The 26,167-nt window shown below is 42.8% G+C and carries 21 protein-coding genes and 1 riboswitch; of the genes, 15 read left to right on the top strand and 6 right to left on the bottom strand.

Annotated features, from left to right (window positions below):
* Positions 1-79: 79 nt before the first annotated feature.
* Positions 80-598, bottom strand: coding sequence for a chemotaxis protein CheW (locus ABM313_RS18980; RefSeq protein WP_434684701.1), 519 nt, complete (start codon positions 596-598; stop codon positions 80-82).
* 176 nt (positions 599-774) lie between these two features.
* Positions 775-2,334 (bottom strand): ATP-binding protein, encoded by a 1,560-nt coding sequence (locus ABM313_RS18985; RefSeq protein ID WP_434684702.1) that lies wholly within the window; start codon positions 2,332-2,334, stop codon positions 775-777.
* Positions 2,335-2,526: 192 nt separating this feature from the next.
* Between ABM313_RS18985 and ABM313_RS18990 the strand changes: the two genes are divergently transcribed.
* From ABM313_RS18990 to ABM313_RS19005, 4 genes are all read left to right on the top strand, one after another.
* The gene (locus ABM313_RS18990; protein WP_434684703.1) at positions 2,527-2,982 is read left to right on the top strand and encodes a ubiquinol-cytochrome c reductase iron-sulfur subunit; all 456 of its coding nucleotides are present in this window, start codon (positions 2,527-2,529) and stop codon (positions 2,980-2,982) included.
* A 173-nt stretch (positions 2,983-3,155) separates the two neighbouring features.
* Positions 3,156-3,740, top strand: a complete 585-nt coding sequence (locus tag ABM313_RS18995) for a type IV pilin-like G/H family protein (RefSeq protein ID WP_434684704.1) — start codon at positions 3,156-3,158, stop codon at positions 3,738-3,740.
* A 196-nt stretch (positions 3,741-3,936) separates the two neighbouring features.
* Positions 3,937-4,638, top strand: a complete 702-nt coding sequence (locus ABM313_RS19000; RefSeq protein WP_434684705.1) for a response regulator transcription factor — start codon at positions 3,937-3,939, stop codon at positions 4,636-4,638.
* A gap of 403 nt (positions 4,639-5,041) precedes the next feature.
* Positions 5,042-6,283 carry a tetratricopeptide repeat protein gene (locus ABM313_RS19005; protein WP_434684706.1) on the top strand — a complete coding sequence of 414 codons (1,242 nt, stop codon included), beginning with the start codon at positions 5,042-5,044 and terminating at the stop codon, positions 6,281-6,283.
* A gap of 66 nt (positions 6,284-6,349) precedes the next feature.
* Here ABM313_RS19005 and ABM313_RS19010 read toward each other — a convergent pair whose 3' ends face one another.
* On the bottom strand, positions 6,350-8,284 hold the full coding sequence (locus tag ABM313_RS19010; RefSeq protein ID WP_434684707.1) for a protein kinase domain-containing protein: 1,935 nt from the start codon (positions 8,282-8,284) through the stop codon (positions 6,350-6,352).
* 191 nt (positions 8,285-8,475) lie between these two features.
* Between ABM313_RS19010 and ABM313_RS19015 the strand changes: the two genes are divergently transcribed.
* The 4 genes from ABM313_RS19015 (at position 8,476) to ABM313_RS19030 (ending at position 12,766) form a co-directional block, all read left to right on the top strand.
* Positions 8,476-10,608: an adenylate/guanylate cyclase domain-containing protein gene (locus ABM313_RS19015; protein WP_434684708.1), complete on the top strand. Its 2,133-nt coding sequence runs from the start codon at positions 8,476-8,478 to the stop codon at positions 10,606-10,608.
* A 44-nt stretch (positions 10,609-10,652) separates the two neighbouring features.
* Positions 10,653-12,089, top strand: a complete 1,437-nt coding sequence (locus ABM313_RS19020; RefSeq protein ID WP_434684709.1) for a mechanosensitive ion channel domain-containing protein — start codon at positions 10,653-10,655, stop codon at positions 12,087-12,089.
* A gap of 190 nt (positions 12,090-12,279) precedes the next feature.
* Positions 12,280-12,489, top strand: coding sequence for a chlorophyll a/b-binding protein (locus tag ABM313_RS19025; protein ID WP_190578452.1), 210 nt, complete (start codon positions 12,280-12,282; stop codon positions 12,487-12,489).
* A 67-nt stretch (positions 12,490-12,556) separates the two neighbouring features.
* Positions 12,557-12,766 carry a chlorophyll a/b-binding protein gene (locus ABM313_RS19030; protein ID WP_094534572.1) on the top strand — a complete coding sequence of 70 codons (210 nt, stop codon included), beginning with the start codon at positions 12,557-12,559 and terminating at the stop codon, positions 12,764-12,766.
* Between the two features lie 121 nt (positions 12,767-12,887).
* On the opposite strand, the gene ABM313_RS19035 is transcribed toward ABM313_RS19030, so the two are convergent.
* On the bottom strand, positions 12,888-13,364 hold the full coding sequence (locus ABM313_RS19035) for a MarR family winged helix-turn-helix transcriptional regulator (RefSeq protein ID WP_434684711.1): 477 nt from the start codon (positions 13,362-13,364) through the stop codon (positions 12,888-12,890).
* 185 nt (positions 13,365-13,549) lie between these two features.
* On the opposite strand from ABM313_RS19035, the gene ABM313_RS19040 reads away from it, so the two are divergent.
* Complete coding sequence (locus tag ABM313_RS19040; RefSeq protein ID WP_434684712.1) at positions 13,550-14,212, top strand: glutathione S-transferase family protein; 663 nt, start codon at positions 13,550-13,552, stop codon at positions 14,210-14,212.
* Positions 14,213-14,414: 202 nt separating this feature from the next.
* On the opposite strand, the gene ABM313_RS19045 is transcribed toward ABM313_RS19040, so the two are convergent.
* The gene (locus tag ABM313_RS19045; RefSeq protein ID WP_434684714.1) at positions 14,415-15,263 is read right to left on the bottom strand and encodes a class I SAM-dependent methyltransferase; all 849 of its coding nucleotides are present in this window, start codon (positions 15,261-15,263) and stop codon (positions 14,415-14,417) included.
* A 297-nt stretch (positions 15,264-15,560) separates the two neighbouring features.
* Entirely contained in the window at positions 15,561-16,010 is a 450-nt protein-coding gene (locus ABM313_RS19050) for a hypothetical protein (RefSeq protein ID WP_434684716.1), read from the bottom strand.
* 27 nt (positions 16,011-16,037) lie between these two features.
* A riboswitch (cobalamin riboswitch) is annotated at positions 16,038-16,185 on the bottom strand.
* Between the two features lie 184 nt (positions 16,186-16,369).
* Between ABM313_RS19050 and ABM313_RS19055 the strand changes: the two genes are divergently transcribed.
* The 6 genes from ABM313_RS19055 to ABM313_RS19080 all read left to right on the top strand — a co-directional run bounded on the left by ABM313_RS19055 (position 16,370) and on the right by ABM313_RS19080 (position 26,143).
* The gene (locus ABM313_RS19055) at positions 16,370-17,662 is read left to right on the top strand and encodes a P-loop NTPase fold protein (RefSeq protein WP_434684717.1); all 1,293 of its coding nucleotides are present in this window, start codon (positions 16,370-16,372) and stop codon (positions 17,660-17,662) included.
* An 11-nt stretch (positions 17,663-17,673) separates the two neighbouring features.
* Entirely contained in the window at positions 17,674-23,190 is a 5,517-nt protein-coding gene (locus ABM313_RS19060) for a WD40 repeat domain-containing protein (RefSeq protein ID WP_434684718.1), read from the top strand.
* A 387-nt stretch (positions 23,191-23,577) separates the two neighbouring features.
* Positions 23,578-23,925 carry a hypothetical protein gene (locus ABM313_RS19065; RefSeq protein ID WP_434684719.1) on the top strand — a complete coding sequence of 116 codons (348 nt, stop codon included), beginning with the start codon at positions 23,578-23,580 and terminating at the stop codon, positions 23,923-23,925.
* Between the two features lie 417 nt (positions 23,926-24,342).
* The gene (locus ABM313_RS19070) at positions 24,343-24,582 is read left to right on the top strand and encodes a type II toxin-antitoxin system RelN family antitoxin (protein ID WP_434684720.1); all 240 of its coding nucleotides are present in this window, start codon (positions 24,343-24,345) and stop codon (positions 24,580-24,582) included.
* On the top strand, positions 24,575-24,937 hold the full coding sequence (locus tag ABM313_RS19075) for a type II toxin-antitoxin system RelE/ParE family toxin (protein ID WP_434684721.1): 363 nt from the start codon (positions 24,575-24,577) through the stop codon (positions 24,935-24,937). The genes ABM313_RS19070 and ABM313_RS19075 overlap by 8 nt, the downstream gene beginning before the upstream one ends.
* Positions 24,938-25,033: 96 nt before the next feature.
* Complete coding sequence (locus ABM313_RS19080) at positions 25,034-26,143, top strand: S-(hydroxymethyl)glutathione dehydrogenase/class III alcohol dehydrogenase (RefSeq protein ID WP_434684722.1); 1,110 nt, start codon at positions 25,034-25,036, stop codon at positions 26,141-26,143.
* Positions 26,144-26,167: the final 24 nt, after the last annotated feature.

The following is a 26,167-nucleotide window of genomic DNA, read 5'->3' on the forward strand; positions in this document are numbered from 1 at the left end:
CGATGTAGTATTTCCAAATCATTTCTCATTTCTAAGTTTGTAGCAGAGTAGCCCTTCAGGTTGCACTTCCACAAACCATTTAAGAATGTAAAATTGTTGACCGCATAATACTTTCAGCTTTTAGCAGGTAAAAAAGCTCTTCTCTTTCATTAATATAACCTTTGAAATATGGTCTAAGTGTTGCTGGTACTGAGTTAATATTCTGCTCAATTTGATCACTAGCAATATTTACAACCCCAAAAATTTTAGGCACAACCAAGGCAATGGAAAGTTCCTGCGCTGATATCAAGATTACTTCATAAAGTCTAATATTTTGATCTAATGGTTGCAATCCCAAGAGCATTGCTAAGTCGATCGCCCAATAAACACGGCGACGACAGCTTAATATACCTAAGATACAAGACGGTTTATTTGGGACAGGAATAATGTGAGTTGCCTTAATCGTTAAAACTTCTTGAGTGAATTCACTCTCAAGTAAGCCGATGGTTTGTGGATCGATCACGAATTTCAGACAGGTATTTACGTCTGAATCTGACTTTGCGCCTATCTTTGAGTCTTGAAAACGATCGACACTCTCAAAAAGTGTTTGCATGGACATATGTCAACTTTAGTAAACATTAATACCAACTCACAAATGTGTGATCACACTTCTGTGAATTAAAAATCAAACCCAGTAAAAACCCAGTAAGAGTTTGCAAAGAACAAAATAACTACGCTATTTTGTTCTTTGGTATAAGTATGTATAGCGAGCATTGAGACCGTTTGTATACAGCATTATGGCTGCTTACGTCCCCATTTTTCGATCGCAGTTTGAATTTGCTCGACTTTAAATGGTTTGGAAATGAAATCATTCATCCCCGCTGCCAAACATTTTTCGCGATCTTCCTGCATTGCATTAGCAGTAATTGCAATAATTTGAATGGATTTAGCCAGATTAGATAATTCAGTTTGCTCACTTTGCTCTAAAGCGCGAATTTGTCGAGTAGCCTCTAATCCATCCATTTCTGGCATCTGCACATCCATAAAGATAAAGTCATAGGATTGTTTTTGGATCGCTTCCAATACTTCAATTCCGTTTGCCGCAATATCAATACCATAGCCCATTTTCTCAAAAAGACGATTTGCTAGTTTCTGATTGATAGGATTATCTTCAGCTAACAAAATCTTGAGAGGTATTTGTTCAGCCAGTTGGGGAATCTTACTAAACAAGGCTTTGTTTTCGGAAATCTTAACTGGCTCTAAAACCAGGTCTAAGACATGATCAACAATTTCTATACTAGGAGATCTTTTCGCTTCAACAGGGTGATAGGGAATCGTAAACAGAAAGGTTGTACCTTGCTCAAAAACACTCTCAACCCAAATGTCACCCCCCATTAAGTTGATCAGCTTTTTACAAATAGCTAAACCTAAACCTGTACCACCAAACTTACGAGTTGTGGAAGAATCTATTTGCGAAAATGGTTGAAATAATTTGTCTAATTTATGCGATGGAATGCCGATACCAGTATCTGTTACAGCAAAAAGAAGTTGATTGTCTTGATACTTACTGACATCTATGGAGACTTTGCCCACAGAGGTAAATTTAATTGCATTACCCACTAAATTGACTAAAATCTGCTGTAAATAGTGGATATCTCCTGCAATCATCGGAGAAACTTGAGGATCAATCAAGTATTGTACTTTCAAAGATTTTTCCTTAGTCATAAAGGAAACTAAACTAAGAACAGTTTCAATACATTCTCTTATTTCAAAAGGTTCTACTTCTAAATCCACTTTTTCTGATTCAATTTTGGAAAAATCTAAAATGTCATTAATCAGCATTAATAGAGCCGTACCACTGGTATTGATTGTTTCCACATATTCGCGTTGCTCTGACTCTAGATCAGTATTTAGCAACAAATTAGTCATACCAATTACACCATTCATCGGGGTACGCAGTTCATGACTCATTGTGGCTAAAAACTCAGATTTAGTTCGAGCGATCGCTTCTGATATTTCCTTTTGTTGTTGCAGCTCTAATCTTAAGATATTCGTCTTAATCAAGTCCTGAATACTGAGGAAGCCAACTTTGACCACCATATAGACAAACAAAGATCCAAAAAAGAAGATAACTCCTGTGAGAATGAGAATGAGCCATTGGATTCTCAAAGAGAATAATATCAATACCCCCAAATAGCCGAAGAGAAAGAAAATCATCAGCGATCGCAATATATTCCAACTCTTGCGATATTTATTGTCTTGAAGTAAGGACAAGATCCTTTGTGTTTCTTTAATCGAAAGAAACATCACGAATCCACCAAGGACGATCAAGACAATAGTAAATAGATCACTCATGCTCTTACAAACTTAAGCAAACATAAGTATATAGCAAGGCAAGTTTTGCTTAGAATGTAAAATCCAAAAGAGTAATAGCAGAGCTAAGTACTGTAATCCAATTGGAAAATCTTGAATGGCGATCGTTATACTAGATATCTATACCGAGTTAATCTTTGCTCTGAAATATTTAGCTAACGCACAGAAAAACATATGAATCTGAATCGCCGTAAGTTACTTTCTTGGTTTGGTTTAGGATGGCTAGCTAGCCTTCTGCCATCGTCATTAGTTGGATGTAGTGAAGCTGCTCCTCCCACAGCATCAGCACCGCCATCAGCACCTGAAAGTGTTGCTGCTGCACCTAGCGGTAATTTTAAAGCGATCGGTACAGTTGCTCAACTGAACAAAGATGGTAGTTTGCTATCCTCAGACAAAAAAATTGCTGTGGTACGTGATCCAAAGGATGCAAACAAACTATTGGCAGTTAATCCGACCTGTACTCACAAAGGCTGTACTGTGAAATGGGAACAGTCGAATAAGGAATTTGTTTGTCCTTGCCATGATGCCAAATTTGCGGCTGACGGTGCTGTTCGCCAAGGTCCCGCCGACAAACCACTTCCACGTTATGCGGCTAAGATTGAGAAAGATCAGGTATTAGTTAGTACATAATTTTTGTAAGGGTTTGTAAAGTGAGTCTTTAGCAAATAGTTTGAGGCGGCGCTTCGCGCCGCCTCAAACTATTTGGATTTTGATTTGTCCTGATAAAGATGGTAGCTATAGTTGCATATCCAAGTAATATATCTTACATAAATCATAAAAGTTATAGTTAGAACACACTTAATATGCATAATAACTACTTTAAGTCTGGACTTTTGATGACTGCGGCGATCGCTTTACTATCAGCATGTAATACCACTCCTGCCACTCAACCAACTCCAGTTGCTACGACTACTCCTACTGCACCGACAGCAACTGCAACTACACCAACAGCAACTCCCACCCCTTCAGCAACAACCCCTCCAACAACCACATTTTCTGGAGAGAAAGAAAAAGCGATCGAGTCATCAGGCAGACTTTACTTGGGTTCGCTGTCGAGAGCGCAACAAGCCTTCTTTATTGAAAAAGGTAAGTTTAGTAGCACTATTGATGATCTTGCTTTAGGAATCAAGGCTGAAGACAATAATTATTTATTGCAAATCACTGACACTCAGCCAAAGTCAGTCACCATGACCGCAACTGCAAAACAAGATAATGTGAAAAGCTTTGCTGCCTCAGTATTTGTCGTTGGCAATACTGGTAGCGAGACAACCCTTTTTATCGTCTGTGGCACGGATAAACCATCCAAAACCCCTCCTACAGGGATCACTGCACCTAAATCTGAGACCGATAAACCAACTTGTCCCACAGGTTCTTCTCCAGCTAAATAACTGGCGATCGCAATAATCGCATAAATGGCTCACAATACTTTGCGCTCTAACCCCAACCCAGAGATTTTTTGAAAGTGTTGCTTCGCAACACTTTCAAAAAATCTCTTGTGGTTCGTTTAATCGGTAATTGCTGTAGGATTGCTATATATTGGTTAATATGGCGATCGCAGAATAAAAGCATTATTGAAGGATAACTATGTCAGGACATATCCTGCTTGTGGATGATGAACCAGGTCTAAGAGAGGCAGTACAAGCCTATCTTGAGGACAGTGGCTTTGCGGTGCAAGTTGCCAACAATGCAAGGGATGCATGGCAACTGCTAGAGCAGACCACGCCCGATCTAGTGATTTCGGACATCATGATGCCACAGGTGAGTGGGTATGAATTTCTGAAGCAAATGCGCGAAGATGTGCGGTTTTTAAATTTGCCTGTGGTGTTTTTGACGGCAAAGGGCATGACCAAGGATCGCATCGAAGGCTATAACGCGGGTTGTGATGCCTATTTGTCCAAGCCTTTTGATCCTGATGAGTTAGTGGCGATCGCCGAAAATTTGATTGCCCGTCGAGCAATCCAAGCGGTTACAGCAAATAGCAATACCTCAGAAATCACCGATCTAGCAGGACAACTTGCCGAAATCAAGGCGTTGCTGAAACAAAAACCAGCGATCAATGTAACACCACCGCCAATCAAGCTTGAATTTACACCAAGGGAGCAGAGCGTGTTGGAGCTTGTGGTAGAAGGGCTGATGAATAAAGAAATTGCTAAGCGGCTTGGCACAACCATTCGGAATGTAGAGAAATATGTCAGTCGGCTATTTAGTAAAACTGGCACAAGCAGTCGTACTGAATTGGTAAGGTATGCGCTGCAACATGGCTTAATTGATGCTTATTCATCATAGTTGTGAGATTTATTTATCTTAGGACTTATGCAAAAGAACGAAACGTAAAGGCAATTCATTCATGAATTGCCTTTACGTTGAGATGCGGTTTTTCAGTCAGTAAAAGAAGGAATTATAGCAATCCTAAATGGTTTGTGGAAGGACACCCCGATGGGGTGTCCTTCCACAAACCAAAAAAATCCACAAATGATATAGGACTGCTATAGATATCTGATATTTATTGCTGATTGATATATTTTTTATGCGTATGTTTTAATTGACATCTATACCAATTCACGAAAGTGTGCAAACACTTTTGTGAATCGAAAATCACACCCAGTAGGGATTGTTAAAACTAAAAATGGCTATGCCATTGTTAGTTTTGGTATTACTCAAGTTTGGCGGTTAGTTCAGTTTTAAGCTAATGCAAAAATTTACACCCAAAAAGTCTAAATCATCATTACATGTGCTATGGCAAGCATCTTGTCCTCTACTCTTAAAACTAGGATTAGCCACAGTAATTTCTTGTCAATTTATCCAATCTTCTCAAGCCCAAACCCTCTCTTCGTCAAAGTTCCTGCTATCACAATCAGGCAATGATGCTTCTATTGGGAATGAAAATGATAGTGATAGTTTTAAGTTTGAGCGATATCGACAAGATTTTGAAGAATATGACAGAGCATCTCGACTTCAGCCTAATGATCCTGCTAATTGGAAAAAACGTGGTGATGCTCTCCGTAATTTAGGACGTTATTTAGAGGCATCTAACTCCTATCATCAGGCAATTTTACTTAATCACTATAGGTCTAGTTATTGGGAAAATCTAGGGCTATCAATGTATAGAAGAGGTTTCTATCAGGATGCAGTAGATGCTTACAAAAAGGCAGTTAAGCTTAATTCTGATGATGGAGATTACTTCAATTGGTTAGGTAATTCTTTACGGGAGTTAGGTAATTATCAAACGGAACAAAGGCGTGATCAAGATGCTCTAAATCGATATCAGGAGGCAATTGATGCTTATAACACAGCGCTTCGATTACCAAGACAGTTTGGAAATTCTGAGTATTTATATAACCTAAGTTTGGCACTTCGACAACAGGGAATGGTACTTGATAGATTAGGAAAACTAGAAGATGCCAAAAAGATTTATCAAGAAGCTCTTAATGCCCTTGATAAATCCATTCTTCTTAAGCCAAATCCCTTGCGTTTGTATCATAGAGCTAGATTTCTAATTGACCTTGAAAGGTATGAAGAAGTTCTACTCATTCTTGAAAAAATTCTAAAACAAAGTGGTGATATTAATCTAAGGATTAATCCTTTTGATTTGAGTGAGGCAGAGATTTCAAGAGTTAGAATCTCTAGAGTTTGGCATCTTAAGGGTGTAACTCTTTTTAGGGATAAGAAATTTTTAGAAGCCGCAGAGTCATTTAAACAAGCTATAAAGTTAGATTCTTATTCTTTGATGACTAAGGTTGATAATGATTGGGTAAAAATCGACAAAGATCTGGATGTGTATAATTCATGGTTCGGTTTAGGATTGACATTAGCAAGGCTAAACAGAAATAAAGAATCTCTTGAGGCAGTTAACAAGGCGATTGAGCTAAATCCAGAATATCCTGAAGCTATCAAACTCCGCGATAAGTTATTGAGTGAGCAAAAAGAGTAAAATGCTGAATAGGTAAAGATAGGCGGCGCGAAGCGCCGCCTATCTTTACCCCTACTACCTAAAAATCTATCTGCTACCTGTAGTTAAGCCATCAGAATCATTTTGAGTTGAAGAAGATGGGTTAACAGGTGGGTTAGTTGTGATTGGTGGATTAGCTGTGACAGATGGCTCTGGTTTTACAAACTGCTCTACTTTAACAGATGGTTCTGCTGTGTTTACTGTACTAGTATTTGTAAAAGTAGAAACACCCGAATTTTCGGCAGTTATTTCTGCTTTTGCTTGATTTGCAATATCCGTAGCCTTAATTCTTAAAAACGATAATTTCACTTTATTGGATTCTACGATCGCATCATTCCATCGCCCTTGAGATAAAGCTGTTTTTGCCAATTCTAAAGCTTTATTCTCTTTTTCAAATTGCATCTGCCATTCATTTGTAAGTACAGTGATTTTTTTCCCTGTAGGCGTATCGAGAGGAATTTCCTGTAGTAATGCGATCGCCTCTTTTAACTTACCTTCATCTTGATATTTTTTCGTAGCAATATCTAAAAGTCGTTGTGACCATTGCTCAATTAATTTCTGAGAATCTGGATACACAGAACTACTGGGATTAATTTTGGTAGCGATCGCCAGAGCTTCTTTAAACTTGCTGTCCTTTGCCAAATTCTGAGCCTGTAGTAATTGTGATTTTCCCTCAATCTCACTTAATCCGTTGAGGCATTCTTTCTGGATTCCTTGTATAGTCACAGAATCATTCGCGCTGGGAGCGATCGCCTTGGTGAGATCAATACATTCCTTATATTTACCTTCTGCCTTGAACCTCCGAATTTCTTCTATATTTGCTGCAAGGCGCTTAGCTTCAGATTGTTGCCAAAATAAATAACTTAAGATTGAGGCGATCGACATTATAACAACCAACCCAATTGCAACATAAGGATACTTTTTACGTTGTTGTGATGAATTAATTGGTTCTACTAGATATGTCGCAATATCATCTTCCTCTTTTTCGGTTGGTAATAATACTGTTGAAGGCAGATCTGTAGATTGTATAGATGTAGGTACTGACGGCGAGATCGTCTCTAGATCTGCGCTAACTATAGTTGAGTTTGATGCATCGATAGATGGGCTCGCTGACTCAGACGATTTGGCGGGAATAATGGTTGAGTCAAAAGCACTTGGTCTTTGTAGATTTTGTAAAGCCGCTAAAGCCTCAGTTCCATTTTGAAAACGCTGTGAAAAATGAGGACGAGTCATCTTATCCAAAAAGTCAGCAAGTTCAGAATTAATATTAGGAACAAGATCGCGCCAAATAATCTCCCCTGTTTTTTGATCTTCGGGCATTTGGCTAGGTGTTACCCCCGTGAGGGCATGAATACACATCATTCCTGTTGCATAGATATCACTAGCAAACTTAGGTCTTCCATTAGCTTGCTCATCGGGCATATATCCAGGAGAGCCAATTGTGAGCGTAAAGCTTGTATATCCTTGATGACTAATTGTGTGTATGCTAGTTTCCTTGACTGCCCCAAAGTCAATCAGGACAACTTTTCCATCGGAAGCACGTTTAATCAGATTAGAAGGCTTAATGTCACGATGGATTACATTTTGTTGATGTACAAATTCTAAAGTTTGCAGTACTTCTTCTAATAGCCAAAAAGTGAAGGATTCACTTAATTTTTTGCCAGGGGTTATTTCCTGACTGAGTACAACTCCTTCAATCATTTCTTGTGCTAAATAAAATTCATTTTCTTCCTCAAAATGAGCTAAGAGTGCAGGAATTTGACTATGTTTGCCTAGTTTGTAAAGAGTCTGAGCTTCACGATCAAATAGCTTTCGGGCAGATTCTAAAACAAACGAACGAGTATCCTTAGGCTTGAGTTGCTTGATCACACATTTAGGATGACCAGGTAGATGTATATCCTCAGCAATAAAAGTTTGCCCAAAGCCACCACGCCCTAATTCTTCACAAATTTTGTAACGACTTACAAGAATTTTTCCTAGCATAGTTTTCATGCATAGCTTAATCTGAGGACACATTAGGTTATACAAACATAGCAGATACGAGTCTAGTAAAGCTAGAGCAAGACATACATTTAGTAAGTATTCGGTATATTTAGTTCCATATAGCAAGAGGAATTAGCGGTACAACTTAGATTATTTAACGCTTTGCTTCCTCAGGTTATAAAGATTTTTATATGCAATGGTTTAAGTTTAATTGGCTGAGTATCAAATCGAAACTGATTGTCATGTTACTGACGGTTAGCAGTAGCTCAATCCTCGTCACCGCTTATCTGGGCTATCGCAGTGGTCAGGCTAATTTGACCGATCGCGTATTTAATCAGTTAACTAGTGTCCGTGCTTCCAAAGCTTATCAAATTGAATCCTATTTCAAAATGATTCGCAATCATGTACAGACCCTGAGTAACGATCTGTCAACAGCATCAGCGATCGTCGAATTTACCAATGCGTACCGACAGCTTGAGAATGTACCATTACCTGCGGATACTTCTGCCAAAATTAATGCTTATTATCAGAATGAATTTCTGCCAAAGTTAGCAGAAACAGAGCAAGGTTCCCCCGTTCTCAATTCATTTTTACCAGAATCGATCGCTAGCAATTATCTGCAATATCATTACATTGCCAATAATTCTAATGCTATTGGCAAAAAACATCTCTTAGATAAAGCCAAAGATAATAGCGAATATAGCCGTCTTCATGAGCGTTATCATCCGATCTTTCGGAACATCATTGAGAAGTTTGGCTATTATGATTTGTTTCTCATCGATCCAGATGGTCGCATAGTTTATACAGTTTACAAAGAGACAGATTTTGCGACTAGCCTCGTTGTTGGCGCATACAACGAGAGCAATCTTGCACGACTCTTCTCCTCGGTAAGACGTTCCAAAGAAAAAAATTATGCAAGAATTATCGATCTAGAATCTTATGCTCCTTCCTATGGCGCACCTGCGGCTTTTATCGCTGCACCTATTTATAGTCAAGATAAATTTATTGGTGTACTAGCGATTCAAGTCCCTGTCGATGAAATCAACAATGTGATGACGGGTAATCGCAAATGGGAAAGTGATGGTCTAGGCAAAAGTGGTGAAACCTATTTAGTCGGTCAAGATTATTTAATGCGATCGGTTTCCCGATTTTTGATCGAAACTCCCGAAGAATACATCAAGACTCTAATTAATTTGGGCGTAAACAAAGAAACGATTGATCGCATACGTCAATACAAGACTTCGATTTTGGCACAGATTGTGCGAACTCCTGCGGTTGAAGAATCACTGATGGGAAAACAGGGACTGAAGCTCATTCGTGATTATCGAGATATTCCTGTCTTAAGTTCCTATGCGCCTTTACAAATAGAAGGATTAAAATGGGCGATTTTATCGGAAATTGATTTAGCAGAAGCCTATGCACCGATTTATGACTTTGAGCGTCAGTTATTAATTTCAGCAACGCTATTGATGTTATTGGTAATCATCCTTGCGATGGTGATGGCTTCTTTATTTGTGAAACCGATTAATCAATTAATTGAGAGCGCTCGTAAAGTGGCGGCTGGGCAACTGGATGCGATCGCCATTTTAGAGACTCAAGATGAATTTGGCGAACTCGCTCAGTCTTTTAATGTGATGGTGACAAGTTTGCATGATCAGACAAATTTAGTCGAAGAGAAAAATCGCGAGAACGAGCAACTGTTGTTGAGCATCTTTCCTGCGGCGATCGCTAAACGCTTGAAACAGGGTGAAAAGAATATTGCCGAAAGTGCTTCTAATGTGACGGTACTATTTTCAGATTTAACTGGCTTCTCCAAATTGTCAGATTCGCTTACTGCCTACGAAATTGTGAGCATTCTCAATGATCTGGTCACCAGTTTTGATGAAACTGCCGATCGCTATGGGATGGAAAAAATCAAGACCATTGGTGACAGCTATATGGCAGTTTGTGGTTTGTCAGTTCCCTATCTCGACCATGATAAACGGGCGATCGATTTTGCTCTAGAAATGCAAGCGATCGTGCGTCGCTTTAGTCAAGAGCGTGGTTTCCAATTAAACATTAGTTTGGGAATTAACTCAGGTGACATCGTGGCAGGTATCGTCGGCAGAAATAAATTTATCTACGATGTTTGGGGTGACACGATCAATATTGCTAGTGCCTTAAAGTCCGCCTGTCCCGAAGGCTCTATCTTAGTTTCTAACGAAATTTACCATCGCCTCTGCGATCTCTATGAGTTTGCACCACTAGGAACCAAAGTGGAAGATGGGACAAACTTATTACAAGCATGGCAACTCAAAAGCACGATCAAAATTAAACCGAGTTAAAAACATGTCTTCGCCATGTTTTTAACTTATTAGGAAATCACAATATGCTGCAACCTAGTGCCAATTATTTATTTATTTGGGCGATCGCTTTAATTGTCGGACTAGCTCTGTCGGTAATTATTCTCGGCGAAGTGATTTATCGCTTACAACATCGCCGCCGCCCCCTCGCCGCCACATTGCAAGTTGTGCGAAACTTGGTACTGCCAATGCTCGCCTTCATGTTGTTTATCCAGTACGTGTTACAGCGTCCAGCCAGTGATGACATCGTGAAGAGTGTGCAGACTCTCTTTTGGATTTGCGTACTCCATGCAGCGCTCTCTTTGCTAAATGCCGTGATTTTTGAGCAAGCCAAAGCTGATACTTGGCGGGCGCGAGTTCCTAAACTCTTGATTGATTTGTTTCGCTTGTTTTTAGTCCTCCTAGGCACTGCGATCGTCTTAGCTACAGTCTGGAATGCTGATCTGGCAGGATTGGTCACAGCTCTAGGAGTTAGCTCGATTGTGATTGGTTTAGCGTTGCAAGATACGCTCGGCAGTGTCATGTCAGGGATAGCCCTACTATTTGAGCGCCCCTTTTCGGTGGGGGATTGGCTAACAGTGGGCGAAGTGACTGGTCAGGTGATTGATATCAATTGGCGAGCTGTGCGTTTGCAAACCTTTGAACGCGAAATGGTAATTATTCCCCACAAGCTCATCGGTAATGAAATTATTCGCAACTTTAGCCGCCCGATCGCCATTCATGCAGAAAGGATTCGCCACGGATTTTCCTATAATGACCCGCCCAACTTAGCCAAGCACGTCCTGTTGACCACGGCTTTAGAGACTGAAGGAATCTTAAAAGACCCTGAGCCAGAAATTTTTACGATTTCCTATGATGATTTTGCGATTACCTATGAAGTGAAATTTTTTATCAGTGATTACAGTGACATTGAAAGCATTCGCGATCGCTTTATGAGTCGGATCTGGTACGCCGCTCAACGCAATAGTTTGACGATTCCTTTCCCCATTCGCACGCTTTACCATTTTCATGGACCAACCTCACAGGCGCAAGGCACATCCAAAAAATTTACCGAAAGCCTCCAATCCTTGCCTTCCTTTGTGCCACTCCAAAATCCTGATTCTGCCGCTGATGGCATTGATTTACAACATTACGGTACAGGCGAGAAAGTGATCTGGCAAGGAACTAGTAATAACGCTCTTTACATTGTGATTGCAGGTAAAGCGATGATGACCGTAGGCGATCGCGATCATGTCGAACATGAATTGTTAACGATCAAAACTGGCGAATTTTTTGGTGAGATGACCCTTTTTTCTGGTGACCCCAGTCCGATATCAATAACCGCGATCGACGATCTAGAAGTAATGATGCTTTCAGCAAGTGCTGTTAATCAAATGATTGATCGCCAGCCTAGTTTTGCCCGTGAGATTAGTCAGATCTTAGAAACTCGCCGCCGCCTTGTAAATACAATCCAAAAAGCATGAAGCCCAATTCTTAGCTAGCGGCGCTTTACGCTGCTAGCCAAGAATTGGGCTTGAGCGCTTTGCACCGCCAACTTGACTACCTCTTTGTATAGGTACAGCCAAATAGTCATCCATACCTTTAGCTAGATTCACATCTCGAAATACTTTGTTATATTTCTTTACATAAGGAACTCAAACAGAGGAAAAAGCAATGTCTAACAGCTATAGAGTCGATGACCGCGGTGTACTTAACAACTTTGCAATTGAACCCAAGATGTATGTTGAAGAAACTACAAAGGCTGGCTTTACTCCTTATGCTGAATTGCTAAACGGTAGACTTGCCATGATTGGTTTTGTCTCTCTCCTTATTACAGAAGCTGCTACGGGGCATGGATTGATTTGGTTGCTGGGGAATCTATAAATTTTGATTGTTACTCATCAGAGTATTTGAGACAAATAAAAAAAGAATTTAAACAGAGGAAAAAACAATGACTAATAGCTACAGAGTCGATGAACGCGGTGTACTTAACAACTTCGCAATTGAACCAAAGATGTATGTTGATGACACTGAGAAAGCTGGTTTTACACCTTACGCGGAATTACTAAACGGTAGACTTGCCATGATTGGTTTCGTCTCTCTTCTAATTACCGAAGCCGCTACAGGGCATGGATTGATTTGGTTATTGGGGAATCTATAAATCTTGACCGTTCCCAATCAAAATGTTTGAGACAAAGTAAAAACGATTCTTTAACCCTACCCAAAAGGTAGGGTTTTTTATTACAACCCAAGAATTGAGTAGCAGCGCGGAGCGCCGTCACTCAATTCTTGGGTTTGATATTTAATTGTGCCAAGTTACTTAACAAGCGATCGCATATTTGCTGTAAAGTTCTCGCCTCATCCTCTGAGATATGACTAGCAAAATAATCAGAAATGCCCTCAGAGTAAACTATCCACATTTTTTGCTGCATCGCCAGACCTGCTTCAGTTAAGACTGCATAAGTCCCGCGCCGATCGCTAGGACAGGATTTTCGATAGAGCAAATCGGCTTTTTCGAGGCGATCAACTAAACGAGTTAGGTTACTACGGCTTAATAGAACTTTTTCTGCTAGCTCGCTCAATCGTAAGCTGTAATCTGGAGCTTCCTTGAGTGTGAGCAGCACATCGTACCACTCTAAAGGTGGCAGATCGGCTTGAGTCAGTTTTTCGGCAATGCGATCAAGCAGTCTTATATGGACGGTCAAAAGCGATCGCCAAACAGAACTTCGTAAAGGGTCTAAGGCTGAATTTGTTGACATACTTTCAGTATCCAAAAAAATCGTTGCAATCGCAATTATCAAAATAGGCTTTATGGAAGAATTGCGAAGCGATTTCCCCATATTTAGTTGCAATTGCAACTAAATATGCTAAATTAATTTTAGTTGCAATTGCAATTAGTGTAAATGCAACTATATCCAAACATTAGCCACATTTACAAATTGCCATGTTGCCTAAACTCAAGCTAATCAGCCATACCCTTTGTCCCTACGTACAACGATCGCTGATCACTGTGCTTGAAAAGCAAATTCCTTGCGATCGCGAATATATTGACCTTGCCAACAAACCCGACTGGTTTCTCAAAATTTCGCCATTGGGTAAAGTTCCGCTTCTAATCGTTGATGATGAAGTCTTATTTGAATCCGCCGTAATTTGTGAATATCTCGATGAAATTACCCCAGACTCGCTACATCCACCAGATGCCTTAACCAAAGCCAAACATCGCTCTTGGATTGAGTTTGGTTCCAATCTACTAGCCAAAATTGCGGGTTTCTATGCGGCTAAGGATCAAGAAACCTTTGAAGCAAAACGTTTAGATTTAATTGCAAATTTAGAACTGTTGGAAGCACAACTGAATGCAGCACCATACTTTGCTGGTGAAAAGTTTTCGCTAATTGATGCGGTCTATGCACCGATCTTTCGCTATTTCGTCGCCTTTGATCGCTATCAAAATTTTGGCTTTAGCGATCGCACTCCTAGGGTTAATGCATGGCGCAAATCTCTATTACAAAGACTATCAGTTCAGCAAGCTGTTGCTGAAAATTACTACGAATTACTGGATGAGTTTCTCAGAAAGCGAAATAGCTTTTTAGCAGAATTGATTAAATAAATGATGTTACGTGGAACGCAGATTATAAATCTCTTGCTGCTAGGGAAGCAGGGCAACCACGGAGGGATTGCCCCTACCTAAATAATTTAGATTTTGTAGGGGCTGTGCCCCCGTGCCAACCCTAGACTTCCGACATGACAGAAATTCCTTCCACGCAACATCAGTAAATAATAGTCGGGCGCAAAGCGCCCATCACTATCAACTAGATCTTTTGCCAAAGCTGGATTTCATAGCACAGATGCTTATGGAAAAGGGATGATGCTTGGAGCCCTTCAGTAATCAATTTCTTGATTGACTTACCAAAAAAGTAGCGCAGAACTTTATAAATCGGTGGCACGGCGATCGCGATTAAATTGCCGATATACTTCATCGTGGAAACTCCAAAGGTTTGGAAACTTTGCACACAAATATCTAGAGTCGGGGCGATATGTGCAGAAATATCATCAGTCTTGACCAACTTAAAACCAGCCTTCTCCATTGATCTATGCAAATCAGCATTAATCAGACAGTTGGAAAACATCCCTTCTTTATATTCAGGATCTTTCCGCAACATATCTGCTAACAGTACATAACTACCAGATTTCGTCACCGCCGCCGAACCTTCGGCAATCATTTCTGGCGACATATATTGAGTGCTTTCACTAAATAGAATGAGGTCATAGGTAAGCTGTGAAGAGTACTTCGCAGGATCTTGTACAAATTCTTGGAAGGTATCGACATGGAATAAAGCTTTGCCTTTGGTGCGTTCTAAGAAATTTGCTTGTTGCAGTGGGTCGGGAGCTAGACCTTCAACTTGCAAACCCTTCTCAATCATCGCCACAGCATTATCGCCATTGCCACAACCGACATCTAAAACGGTATGAATATCGGTTGGGAGAAAAGATAGAAGATGTGTTGCATAGGCTTCTTGAGCGACACGCAGCTTAGTGACAGTCAACTCATCAGTAGGTGAAGGAATTGGTTCCCAATAGCCATAGTGAAGATAGGAAGAACCTGTCAGATCTCGGTAGTACTGAAGTGCAGCGTTTTGGTAGCGAATTACATTGTTCATAGATTAGTTAATATAGCAGTTTTCATATTATGAATCTGGAGCTTAATACTTAATAAAGAACGCATTTTTTGTAAAAGCTGCTTAGCTGCCCTCACAAAAAGCGGTTCTTTAATTCCTGATGTTACGTGGAACTCAGATGATGAATTTCTTGCTGCTAGCGTAACAGCGCTGGCACGGGGGGCTTGCACCTACTACAATAATTTATATTCTGTAGTGGCAATCCCCCGTGCCAGCCCTAGACTTATATGATCTCAGGAATTCTATCCACGGAACACCAGCAATTACAGCTTTTTGCGCTCATTTAATATGGGTTTCTAGGCAAGGTTGAAACTCTTCCCAACGGCGGCTGACTTGCTCGTAACAGTCAGGGGGGAATATTTTCAGGTTTTGGAAGAGATTAATTTCGAGATGCTGCTCCATTTTCATCAGTAGAACCACCTCTTTGTCTGGAGCATAATTCCCAACCGCTTGCACAAGCACAGTAATTAATTCTTGATCGAGAGAAAAAGTTTGAATTGAAGAGATTAATTCTTGTTCAGCAATAAATTGGGATTGGAATTGGGTGACTTCTAAACCTGTGTTACTGGGCGCGATCGCACTGCGATCAATATCACAAACTACGACTCCGCGACCATGTTGCAAAAATCCTTGCCATGCCGCATAGCCAATCATCATTAGGTTTGCGTGAATAAAGCTTTTTTGCCAATAGCCAAAATTGCCTTGCCAGTCGCTATCTTTTAACTTCATCTATTACCTCGTAGATGTAGATTTATGGATTTGAAATGAGCTTCGGTGGGCGTTCTGACTTTTTCTGTTGCTGAACAGAAAATCACAGTTGCGGGACAGCGTTGGACTTACACCAATCTTTCCCCATTACTTTTAGTGACTGCTCCTCACTAAAACCGAAAGCTGAAGTCAAAGTATAACATCTATGGCGAAACGAGAGGCTTCGGCTTCGCTCAGCCAGCGATCAACGCTGGCTGAGCGAAGCGATGCACTGAGCTTGCCGAAGTGTCGAAGCCTATGATTTAGGACTGCCATAGACAGGTTACATCCGCTATATTAGGATAGGCAGCACTTGATATGGCTCATCCTAAAATCCGACTATGGATCTTGAACTTTCGCGATTTTATAAGGCTTGCAATCCCACGCATCCCCTCGACTCTAGTAACGAAGAGGATCGCAGCTATTATGTTGACCTCTCAACGGTGCGGGGTGAAAAGTTAATTGAAAGTCTGTCCCGTAAGATTGTGCGAATTTCGCCCGATGAGTCCACCTGTCAGCTATTTACAGGACATATTGGCTGTGGCAAATCGACGGAGCTTTTGCGGCTGAAGCATGAGTTGACCGAGAAAAAATTTCATGTAGCTTATTTTGAATGCGATCGCCAGTTGGAACTAAGTGATGTTGATGCCAGTGATATTTTGTTAGCGATCGCAGGTCAACTCAGCAAAGGGTTGGAACAGGAGGGCATTAATATCATCCCCGAATATTTCAAAAAATTATTTGGCGAACTGAAGGATATTTTGCAAACGAAGCTCGATTTGAGCGCAAACTTTAGGCTGTCAGTGGGGATTGCTGAGATTACAGCCCAAGCCAAGAACAGCCCGTCATTGCGCCGGCAAATGCGCGAACGGTTGGAATCCCGCACTAATAGCATTATTACTTCCATTAATAAGGAGTTACTAGCGCCTGCTAAGGAGAGACTGCAAGCTGCTGGCAAGAAAGGCTTAGTCGTGATTGTGGATAACCTCGATCGCATTGAAAATCGCATCGATCTTAAAGAGCAGTCCAAGGCAGGATATTTGTTTGTTGAACGGGGCGATCAGTTGCGAGGGTTGGATTGCCATGTGGTTTATACAGTGCCGTTGTTGTTAACTTTTTCCAATGATGCAGCGATCGTGACCAGTCGATTTGGAACGGATATTAAGACTTTGCCGATGGTTCCTGCGCGATTGGCAGATGGCAGTGAGTGTGAGGCAGGAATGGCGCTACTCAGACAGATTGTAATGGCGAGAGCATTTCCAAAGGTTAATTCTGTACAACGCATTAGTGATGAGTTTGTAAACAAAGTATTCGATAGTCCCAAAACTCTCGATCGCCTATGTCAAGCTAGTGGTGGTCATGTTCGCAATTTATTTCGATTGCTGTATGGTTGCCTAGAGCAGGATGATCCGCCGATTACCGCCAAATTAGTGGAGAGCATCATCGCTAAGGAACGGAATAAAATGGTAAAGACAATCACTGATGATGAATGGGATTTGATTAAGAAGGTACAACAGGATAAACGGGTGCGTGGTGAGGCGGAATATCAAACCCTAATCAAGAGTCAGTTTGTGTTTGAGTATGAGTATCAAGGTAATAGTTGGTTTGACCGAAATCCGATTTTGGATGATTAGAGGCAAATTCTATGAGCGATCGCACCGAAATAATTGCAGAGAATAATCGCGATGCCTTGCGTCGATTGACGAGAATTGTGACGCGATCGCAAGGGTTTTCATTGTCGATCGCTTTGTGTAATTATCGGGTTTTGCAAAAGCGGGTTTTGCAGGACTTGCGATCGCAACTTGGTGAGAATGGTTTACCTGAAACTGCAATCGCGATACTTGAACTGAAACCTGACGCGAAGACTTTACTTGCGCCGATTCAGGAATTGATGGGAGAAGTGCATCAATTGCCCATTGAGCAGAAGCCCAAGGTATTAATGGTTTTGGGGTTGTATGCGGTTACGGAAATCGAAGCGGTTTTGAAGTCGGCAAATCGAGTACGAGAAGAATTTGCGAATTGTTTGGAATTTCCGATGGTGCTGTGGCTGAATGATCGCACTCAGGATATTTTGACCCGTGAGGCGAGTGATTTGGCGAACTGGACTACGGCAGGGGCGATCGAGTTTCAGCTTGAGGCGATGGAATTAAAGGAACTGGTGCAAGATTCAATCAGAGCTACGTTCGATCGTTATTTGCAATCTCAAGGTTTGGGCGATTGGGATGCAAGTTTGCAACAGTTTGAACTAATTACGGCGATCGCAGATTTAGAGGCTCAAGCCATTGAGATTAGTGACGAAATTAGCGCAGGTTTAGATTTTGCTTTTGGCTGTATGGCGATGACTGAGGGAGAAATTGGGAAGGCAAAAGCCTTATTTGAGAGGAGTTTAGCCTTTTGGCGACAATCGGGGGATCAGCTTAAACAGGCAGTATGTCTATTGCAATTGGGATTAGGCGATCGCAGTTTGGCGATGCGTGAGCGCTATCAGAAACAGCCTTTTTATGCAACTTCTCAGCAGTATTTAGCTGAAAGTATGGATATTTTGCGGAACCTGCAACGAGGGGAATTGATGGCTTTGTATATCAATTTCTTGACTGCAACATGGGAGGAGTTATTAGCCCTCACCCCTAGCCCCTCTCCCATGGGGAGAGGGGAACAAGAAACTAATTTGATTTCTCCTCTCCCAGAGGAACAGGGAACTCAAGCTTTATCTCTGCCCCCCTCTCTCTCTGGGAGAGGGTTTGGGGGTGAGGACTTAGAATCTCTCGTCAATGAAGCCTTATCTCTCCATCAAATCTATCCCAATCTCCTCCGTGAATCCCACGATCGCGGGATTCTTGCGTCGGTGAAGTTGATGCAACGGGACTATCGGGCGGCGAAGGAAGCGGCGGAAGCGGCACTGGCGCTATATGCCCAAGGGGAAATGCTGCAACTGGCTAACCTTGCACCTTCGCGGCGCTATGGCTATGCTAAATATGAGCTTTGGTTGGCGAGGGCTTTGGAGGGATTAGGCGATCGCCAAGGTGCGATCACGAGACTAGAGGGTGTGCGCGATCGCTGGCTGAATGAGCAACATCCCTATGACGCGCAGATCTATGTATCGGTTTTGGAGGAGTTGCGATCGCTTTACACTGAGTCGGGTTTATATTTGGAAGCCTTTGAGACTAAGCAACATCAGCGATCAGTGGAGCAGCAGTATGGGCTAAGGGCTTTCATCGGTGCGGGGACTTTGAATCCGAAGCGGGAAAGGAATAATTTCGATATGTATGCGACTGTTGCGGAACAGTCGGACAAGATCGCACAGGAGATTGAAGCTTCGGGGCGGATGTTGGATGTGGAGAAGTTGGTCGATCGCATTGGTCAGGCGCGATATCCTTTGACTGTAATTCATGGCGATTCGGGTGCGGGCAAAAGCTCGATTTTGATTGGTGGATTGGTTCCTGCCTTACGCGCAAAGGGAACGATTGACGGGCGCAAGGTGTTAGTTTTTGCGATCAAAAATTACAAAGATTGGAGTGCAGAAGTTAAACATAAGTTACAAAAATATTTTGGCGATCGCCGTCCCGAACTCGACCCAATTCAGCATTTCAAACGGAATATTGATGAGAATTATTTGACGGTATTGATATTCGATCAGTTTGAGGATTTCTTTTTTAAGAAGGAAGATTTTCGCGATCGCTTGCCGTTTTATAAGTTCCTGAAGGCTTGCTTGCATACGGATTTTGTGCGGGTGGTGTTGTCGTTGCGGGAGGACTATTTGCATTATTTGTTGGAATGCGATCGGGCGGTGGATTTGGAAAAGGTGGAGAATGATATTCTCGGTAAGCAGGTGCGCTACTATTTGGGAGATTTTACGCAGGCTCAGGCGCGACGGGTGATCGAGGAGTTGACTAGGCGATCGCAGTTACGTTTAGAGCCTGAGTTGATTGAGCGTCTTGTGACGGATTTGAGTGGTGAGCAGTTGCGGATTTTGCCGATTGAGTTGCAGGTGGTGGGGGCGCAGTTGGAGTCAGAGGTTCCGCCGATCGCGAATCTGCGTGAGTATTTGGCGTTGACGGGGGATACGCATCGGAAGCCGAGTGAGGTTTTGGTGGAGCGGTGGTTGGAGAATGTGGTGCGGGATTGTGGAGTGGGGAATCAGGTGTTGGCGGAGAGGGTGTTGTATGCGTTGACGGGGAATGAGGAGAAGCGTCCGCAAAAGACGCAAGCGGAGCTTTCGGCGGAGTTGTTGGGGGTGGGATCTGATGATGGTTTGGGGGTTAGATCCCCCCTACCCCCCTTGCAAAGGGGGGCTTTGGATTCTAGTAATAGTTTAGAGGTTAGATCCTCCCTATCCCCCTTGCAAAGGGGGGCTTTGGATGATTTAGGCAGTGTAGATAACTCAGTCCCCCTTTCTAAGGGGGATGCCGAAGGCAGGGGGATCGAGCATCTGGATTCTAGTGATGGTTTAGAGATTAGATCCCCCCTACCCCCCTTACAAAGGGGGGCTTTAGATGCTTTAGGAAGTATAGATAACTCAGTCCCCCTTTCTAAGGGGGATGCCGAAGGCAGGGGGATTGAACCTCTCAACGAAGCAGAAAACCTCTCGCTGGTACTAGCGGTTCTCGTTGGCTCTGGGCTTGCTTTTCGGGTGAGTAGTTCGCCTGATGATCGTTTTCAGTTGATTCATGATTATTTGGTTAGCTTTATTCGCAATAAGTACAAGATAGATTTGATGGCAGAGTTGCGGGAAGAACGGAAGAAGAGGGAGTTGGCGGAAAAAGAGAGAGAAATCTATGCAGTGGCAAATCGGAAGGCGAAACAACGGATTTGGATCGCTTCAATTTTTCTGGGAATTGCTTCGGTGGCGGCTATTGGCATTAGTATCTATGCGGGGAAGACCTTTCTTGAACAACAGGAAGCCGTTGCTGGGACAAGGCTAGAACGGGAGGGATCGTTATTATTGAAGCAATTTGAATTTCAAGAGTTAAAAACTTTATTAGTTGTCGTGAAGGCTAGCAAAGAATTAAAAAGTATTGCCAAAGATCGACCCTTGGAGCTATATCCCGCCGTCAGTCCGATTTTATCTCTCCAAAATTCCCTTACTAAAATTCGCGAGAAGACGATAATTAAAGCAGATATATCTTCACCTTTTTATCTGCTAGATAATCAATCAATCGCTTTTTCACCTGATGGCAAAAGGTTAGCGACCCGTGGCAGTGACGGAACCGCCCGAATTTGGGATCTAGAAGGGAAAGAGCTTGCGAAACTGCAAGGTCATCAAGGGGATGTTTGGAGCGTGGTATTTTCACCTGATGGCAAAAGGTTAGCGACCAGTGGCAGGGACGGAACCGCCCGAATTTGGGATCTAGAAGGGAAAGAGCTTGCGAAACTGCAAGGTCATCAAGGGGATGTTTTGAGCGTGGTATTTTCACCTGATGGCAAAAGGTTAGCGACCCGTGGCAGGGACGGAACCGCCCGAATTTGGGATCTAGAAGGGAAAGAGCTTGCGAAACTGCAAGGTCATCAAGGGGATGTTTGGAGCGTGGTATTTTCACCTGATGGCAAAAGGTTAGCGACCAGTGGCAGGGACGGAACCGCCCGAATTTGGGATCTAGAAGGGAAAGAGCTTGCGAAACTGCAAGGTCATCAAGGGGATGTTTGGAGCGTGGTATTTTCACCTGATGGCAAAAGGTTAGCGACCCGTGGCAGTGACGGAACCGCCCGAATTTGGGATCTAGAAGGGAAAGAGCTTGCGAAACTGCAAGGTCATCAAGGGGATGTTTTGAGCGTGGTATTTTCACCTGATGGCAAAAGGTTAGCGACCAGTGGCAGGGACGGAACCGCCCGAATTTGGGATCTAGAAGGGAAAGAGCTTGCGAAACTGCAAGGTCATCAAGGGGATGTTTTGAGCGTGGTATTTTCACCTGATGGCAAAAGGTTAGCGACCAGTGGCAGGGACGGAACCGCCCGAATTTGGGATCTAGAAGGGAAAGAGCTTGCGAAACTGCAAGGTCATCAAGGGGATGTTTGGAGCGTGGTATTTTCACCTGATGGCAAAAGGTTAGCGACCAGTGGCAGGGACGGAACCGCCCGAATTTGGGATCTAGAAGGGAAAGAGCTTGCGAAACTGCAAGGTCATCAAGGGGATGTTTTGAGCGTGGTATTTTCACCTGATGGCAAAAGGTTAGCGACCAGTGGCAGTGACGGAACCGCCCGAATTTGGGATCTAGAAGGGAAAGAGCTTGCGAAACTGCAAGGTCATCAAGGGGATGTTTTGAGCGTGGTATTTTCACCTGATGGCAAAAGGTTAGCGACCCGTGGCAGGGACGGAACCGCCCGAATTTGGGATCTAGAAGGGAAAGAGCTTGCGAAACTGCAAGGTCATCAAGGGGATGTTTGGAGCGTGGTATTTTCACCTGATGGCAAAAGGTTAGCGACCCGTGGCAGTGACGGAACCGCCCAAATTTGGGAAGAAGGGAAAGAGCTTGCGAAACTGCAAGGTCATCAAGGGGATGTTTTGAGCGTGGTATTTTCACCTGATGGCAAAAGGTTAGCGACCCGTGGCAGTGACGGAACCGCCCGAATTTGGGATCTAGAAGGGAAAGAGCTTGCGAAACTGCAAGGTCATCAAGGGGATGTTTGGAGCGTGGTATTTTCACCTGATGGCAAAAGGTTAGCGACCCGTGGCAGTGACGGAACCGCCCGAATTTGGGATCTAGAAGGGAAAGAGCTTGCGAAACTGCAAGGTCATCAAGGGGATGTTTTGAGCGTGGTATTTTCACCTGATGGCAAAAGGTTAGCGACCAGTGGCAGGGACGGAACCGCCCGAATTTGGGATCTAGAAGGGAAAGAGCTTGCGAAACTGCAAGGTCATCAAGGGGATGTTTTGAGCGTGGTATTTTCACCTGATGGCAAAAGGTTAGCGACCAGTGGCAGGGACGGAACCGCCCGAATTTGGGATCTACAGGGCAGACAGATTGCTGAATATGAAGGTTACGGAATTATTCGCGAAGACTTCCAATTTATCGCCACAGTTCCCAAAGATAATCAATCTATAGTCAAACTCTGGCGCATCCAAACCCTAGACGAAATGCTCGATAGCGCCTGTGCGCGGTTACGCCCCTACCTCACCACCAATCCCGATGTTTCTGAAAGCGATAGGAAGCTTTGTGACAAGTAAAAAGTAGAAAGGAAAAAGGAAAAAATTTGATTTTGGTTAAATTGTGAGGGGAGAGATCTCCGACTTTTTCTATATAATTACAGATCGCCTTTCTCCACCACCAAAAAAGTCGGAGATCTGTATCCTTCTCAGGCAAACTTAATCCGCAAATACTACCCCCTCTCCGCTTTCAGCGATCGCTTGTCCCTACGTTGCAAGTTTCTGGGCAAAGCATTCCCAAAACAAAGCGATCTTAAAAATCAACAGATTACTGCGGGAATGCATTGCCCCTACCATTCTTTCTATTTGAGATTACATCCTACATTCAGCCCTCTGGGTTCGCTCATTTTAAATGCGATCGGTTATACTAAATACCTGACTTGACAATCAAATTCAAGGAGGGGCTAAATGCTTGCTGATAAAAATTTTCGGATTTCCCCTGAGATAGTCAGTGGTAAAAAACTAAATGAATTGGGATTAAGTGCCGCAAATACCTACCGTGTTTTTAAGAACGATGCAGGTCAAATTTTATTAGATCCTGTCACCCCCACTGAAGCATTTCAAAACCAATTAAAAAATTATGCTGATTGGGAAAAGTCCTCTAAGTCTACTTTAGCCCTTCAATTTCTAGAAAAAAGGAGACAAAGACTTACTCAAATGACTGAAGCCGAGACGCAAGAAGCGGAAATATTTTTTGAACGATTTAAAGAAAGCATTAATAGCGATCGCCCTGAGGATGCAAAACTCTATCTATGATTGTATTTCTAGATTCGGGTGTAATCGGGCTATTGTCCAATCCTAAGTCGTTATGTGGTGGTAGCAACAACGAATGTGCGGCATTTATCTCGCTTTACAGAAGCTTTCGAGTGGGAGTCAATTCAGTTATAAGAATTGCAGTACAGGGGCACATAAAACTCAACCCATAAATGCTACGCCTTCTCCACCTTCAGCGATCGCTTGTCCCTACGTTGCAAGTTGCTGGGCAAAGCATTCCCAAAATAAAGCAATTTTCAAAATTGATAGATTACTGCGGGAATGCTTTGCCCCTACATGACAATCTGTAATTATCTGCTTTATTAACGGTCAGGATATAATTGTCAATAAACCTCTAAACACCGAAGATAAAAAATGTCCGATACTAGTTCCTAACGCCCATCACAATCTTAAAAGACAATGAAAGCACTGAAATCAATGGCAACCATCAACGAGCAAGGACAATTAACCCTAGATCATCCTCTCATAAACGATAAAAATAGCCGAGTAGAAGTTATCGTTCTCATTCCCGAACAGATAGACCTAGAAGATCAATCACAAGCAGAAGTCTTAGCAGATTTTCGTCGAGCTTGGCATGAAGCCATGACAGGAAAAACCATCCCATCATCTCAACTGTGGGAAGGAATTGAAGATGACTGATCAACCATTAGTTCAAGTTGAAGCCTCTCCCACTTTTCAAAAAAATCTACGCACACTTGCCAAAAAATATCGCAGTATTCGCAAAGATATCCAACCAGTCATCGCCCAACTTGAGCAAGGAGAAATATTAGGCGATCAAATATCTGGGATTGGTTACGCAGTCTTCAAACTGAGAGTCCGTAATAGCGACAATCAAAAAGGAAAAAGTGGCGGCTATCGTCTGATTTACTACGTCAAAACCGCAACAGGAATTATTTTGCTAACCATTTACCCAAAATCAGAACAAGTTGATATCGCCGCAGAAGATATTCAGAGCATCATTGCCGCATATGAAACAGGCGATCGCATAGAGTAAACGCACAAATAACAAACCATAGCCCTGAAATATATCTGTCTCCCTTATAATTTCAAATAAACCGATCGCCATAAACTCAGGGACACAACAAGATTCATGGACGTAAAAGCCGCAGTCGCCTTCGCCGCAGGACAACCACTCAAAATTGAGACAGTCCAACTAGATCACCCCAGAGCAGGAGAAGTCCTCGTCGAGATCAAAGCCACAGGAGTCTGTCACACCGACGCATTCACCCTCTCAGGTGATGACCCCGAAGGACTATTTCCCGCCATCCTCGGACATGAAGGCGCAGGTGTCGTCGTCGAAGTCGGCGCAGGTGTTACCTCTCTTAAAGCAGGCGATCGCGTCATTCCTCTCTACACCCCCGAATGTCGCAACTGCTCCTATTGCCTCAGTGGTAAGACCAACCTCTGCCAAGCGATCCGCGTCACCCAAGGTCAAGGCTTAATGCCCGATGGAACCAGTCGCTTCTCCATTAATGGCGAAAAAATCCATCATTATATGGGAACCTCCACCTTTGCCAACTACACAGTTCTCCCAGAAATCGCCCTAGCCAAAATCCGCGATGATGCCCCCTTCGAGAAGGTCTGCTACATCGGCTGTGGCGTAACTACAGGCATCGGCGCAGTAATTAACACGGCAAAAGTTGAAGTTGGTTCTAATGTCGTGATCTTTGGCTTAGGTGGCATCGGTTTAAACGTGATCCAAGCATGTCGGATGGTCGGCGCAAACATGATCGTCGGCGTAGACATTAATCCCAAAAAACGCGCCCTTGCTGAAAAAATGGGCATGACCCATTTTGTGAATCCTTTAGAAGTAGAAGGCGATCTCGTTCCTTATCTGGTTGACCTGACTAAAGGCGGCGCAGACTATAGCTTTGAATGCATCGGCAGAACCCAAACCATGCGTCAAGCTCTGGAATGCTGTCATAAAGGTTGGGGAGTCAGCGTAATTGTCGGTGTCGCAGGAGCAGGACAAGAAATCAGCACCCGTCCATTCCAATTAGTTACAGGTCGTGCCTGGAAAGGCACAGCCTTTGGTGGCGCGAAGGGGCGTACTGACGTTCCCAAAATTGTTGATTGGTATATGGAAGGCAAAATCGATATCGATAGTTTGATTACTAACGTGATGCCAATTGAGCAGATCAATGAGGCTTTCGATATGATGCACAGAGGCGATGCAATTCGCACAGTACTGACGTTCTAAAAGCTTTGCCGCAAAGTAGCAGTT

The organism is Pseudanabaena minima str. Chao 2107 (assembly GCF_051131155.1).
Lineage (GTDB): Bacteria > Cyanobacteriota > Cyanobacteriia > Pseudanabaenales > Pseudanabaenaceae > Pseudanabaena > Pseudanabaena minima.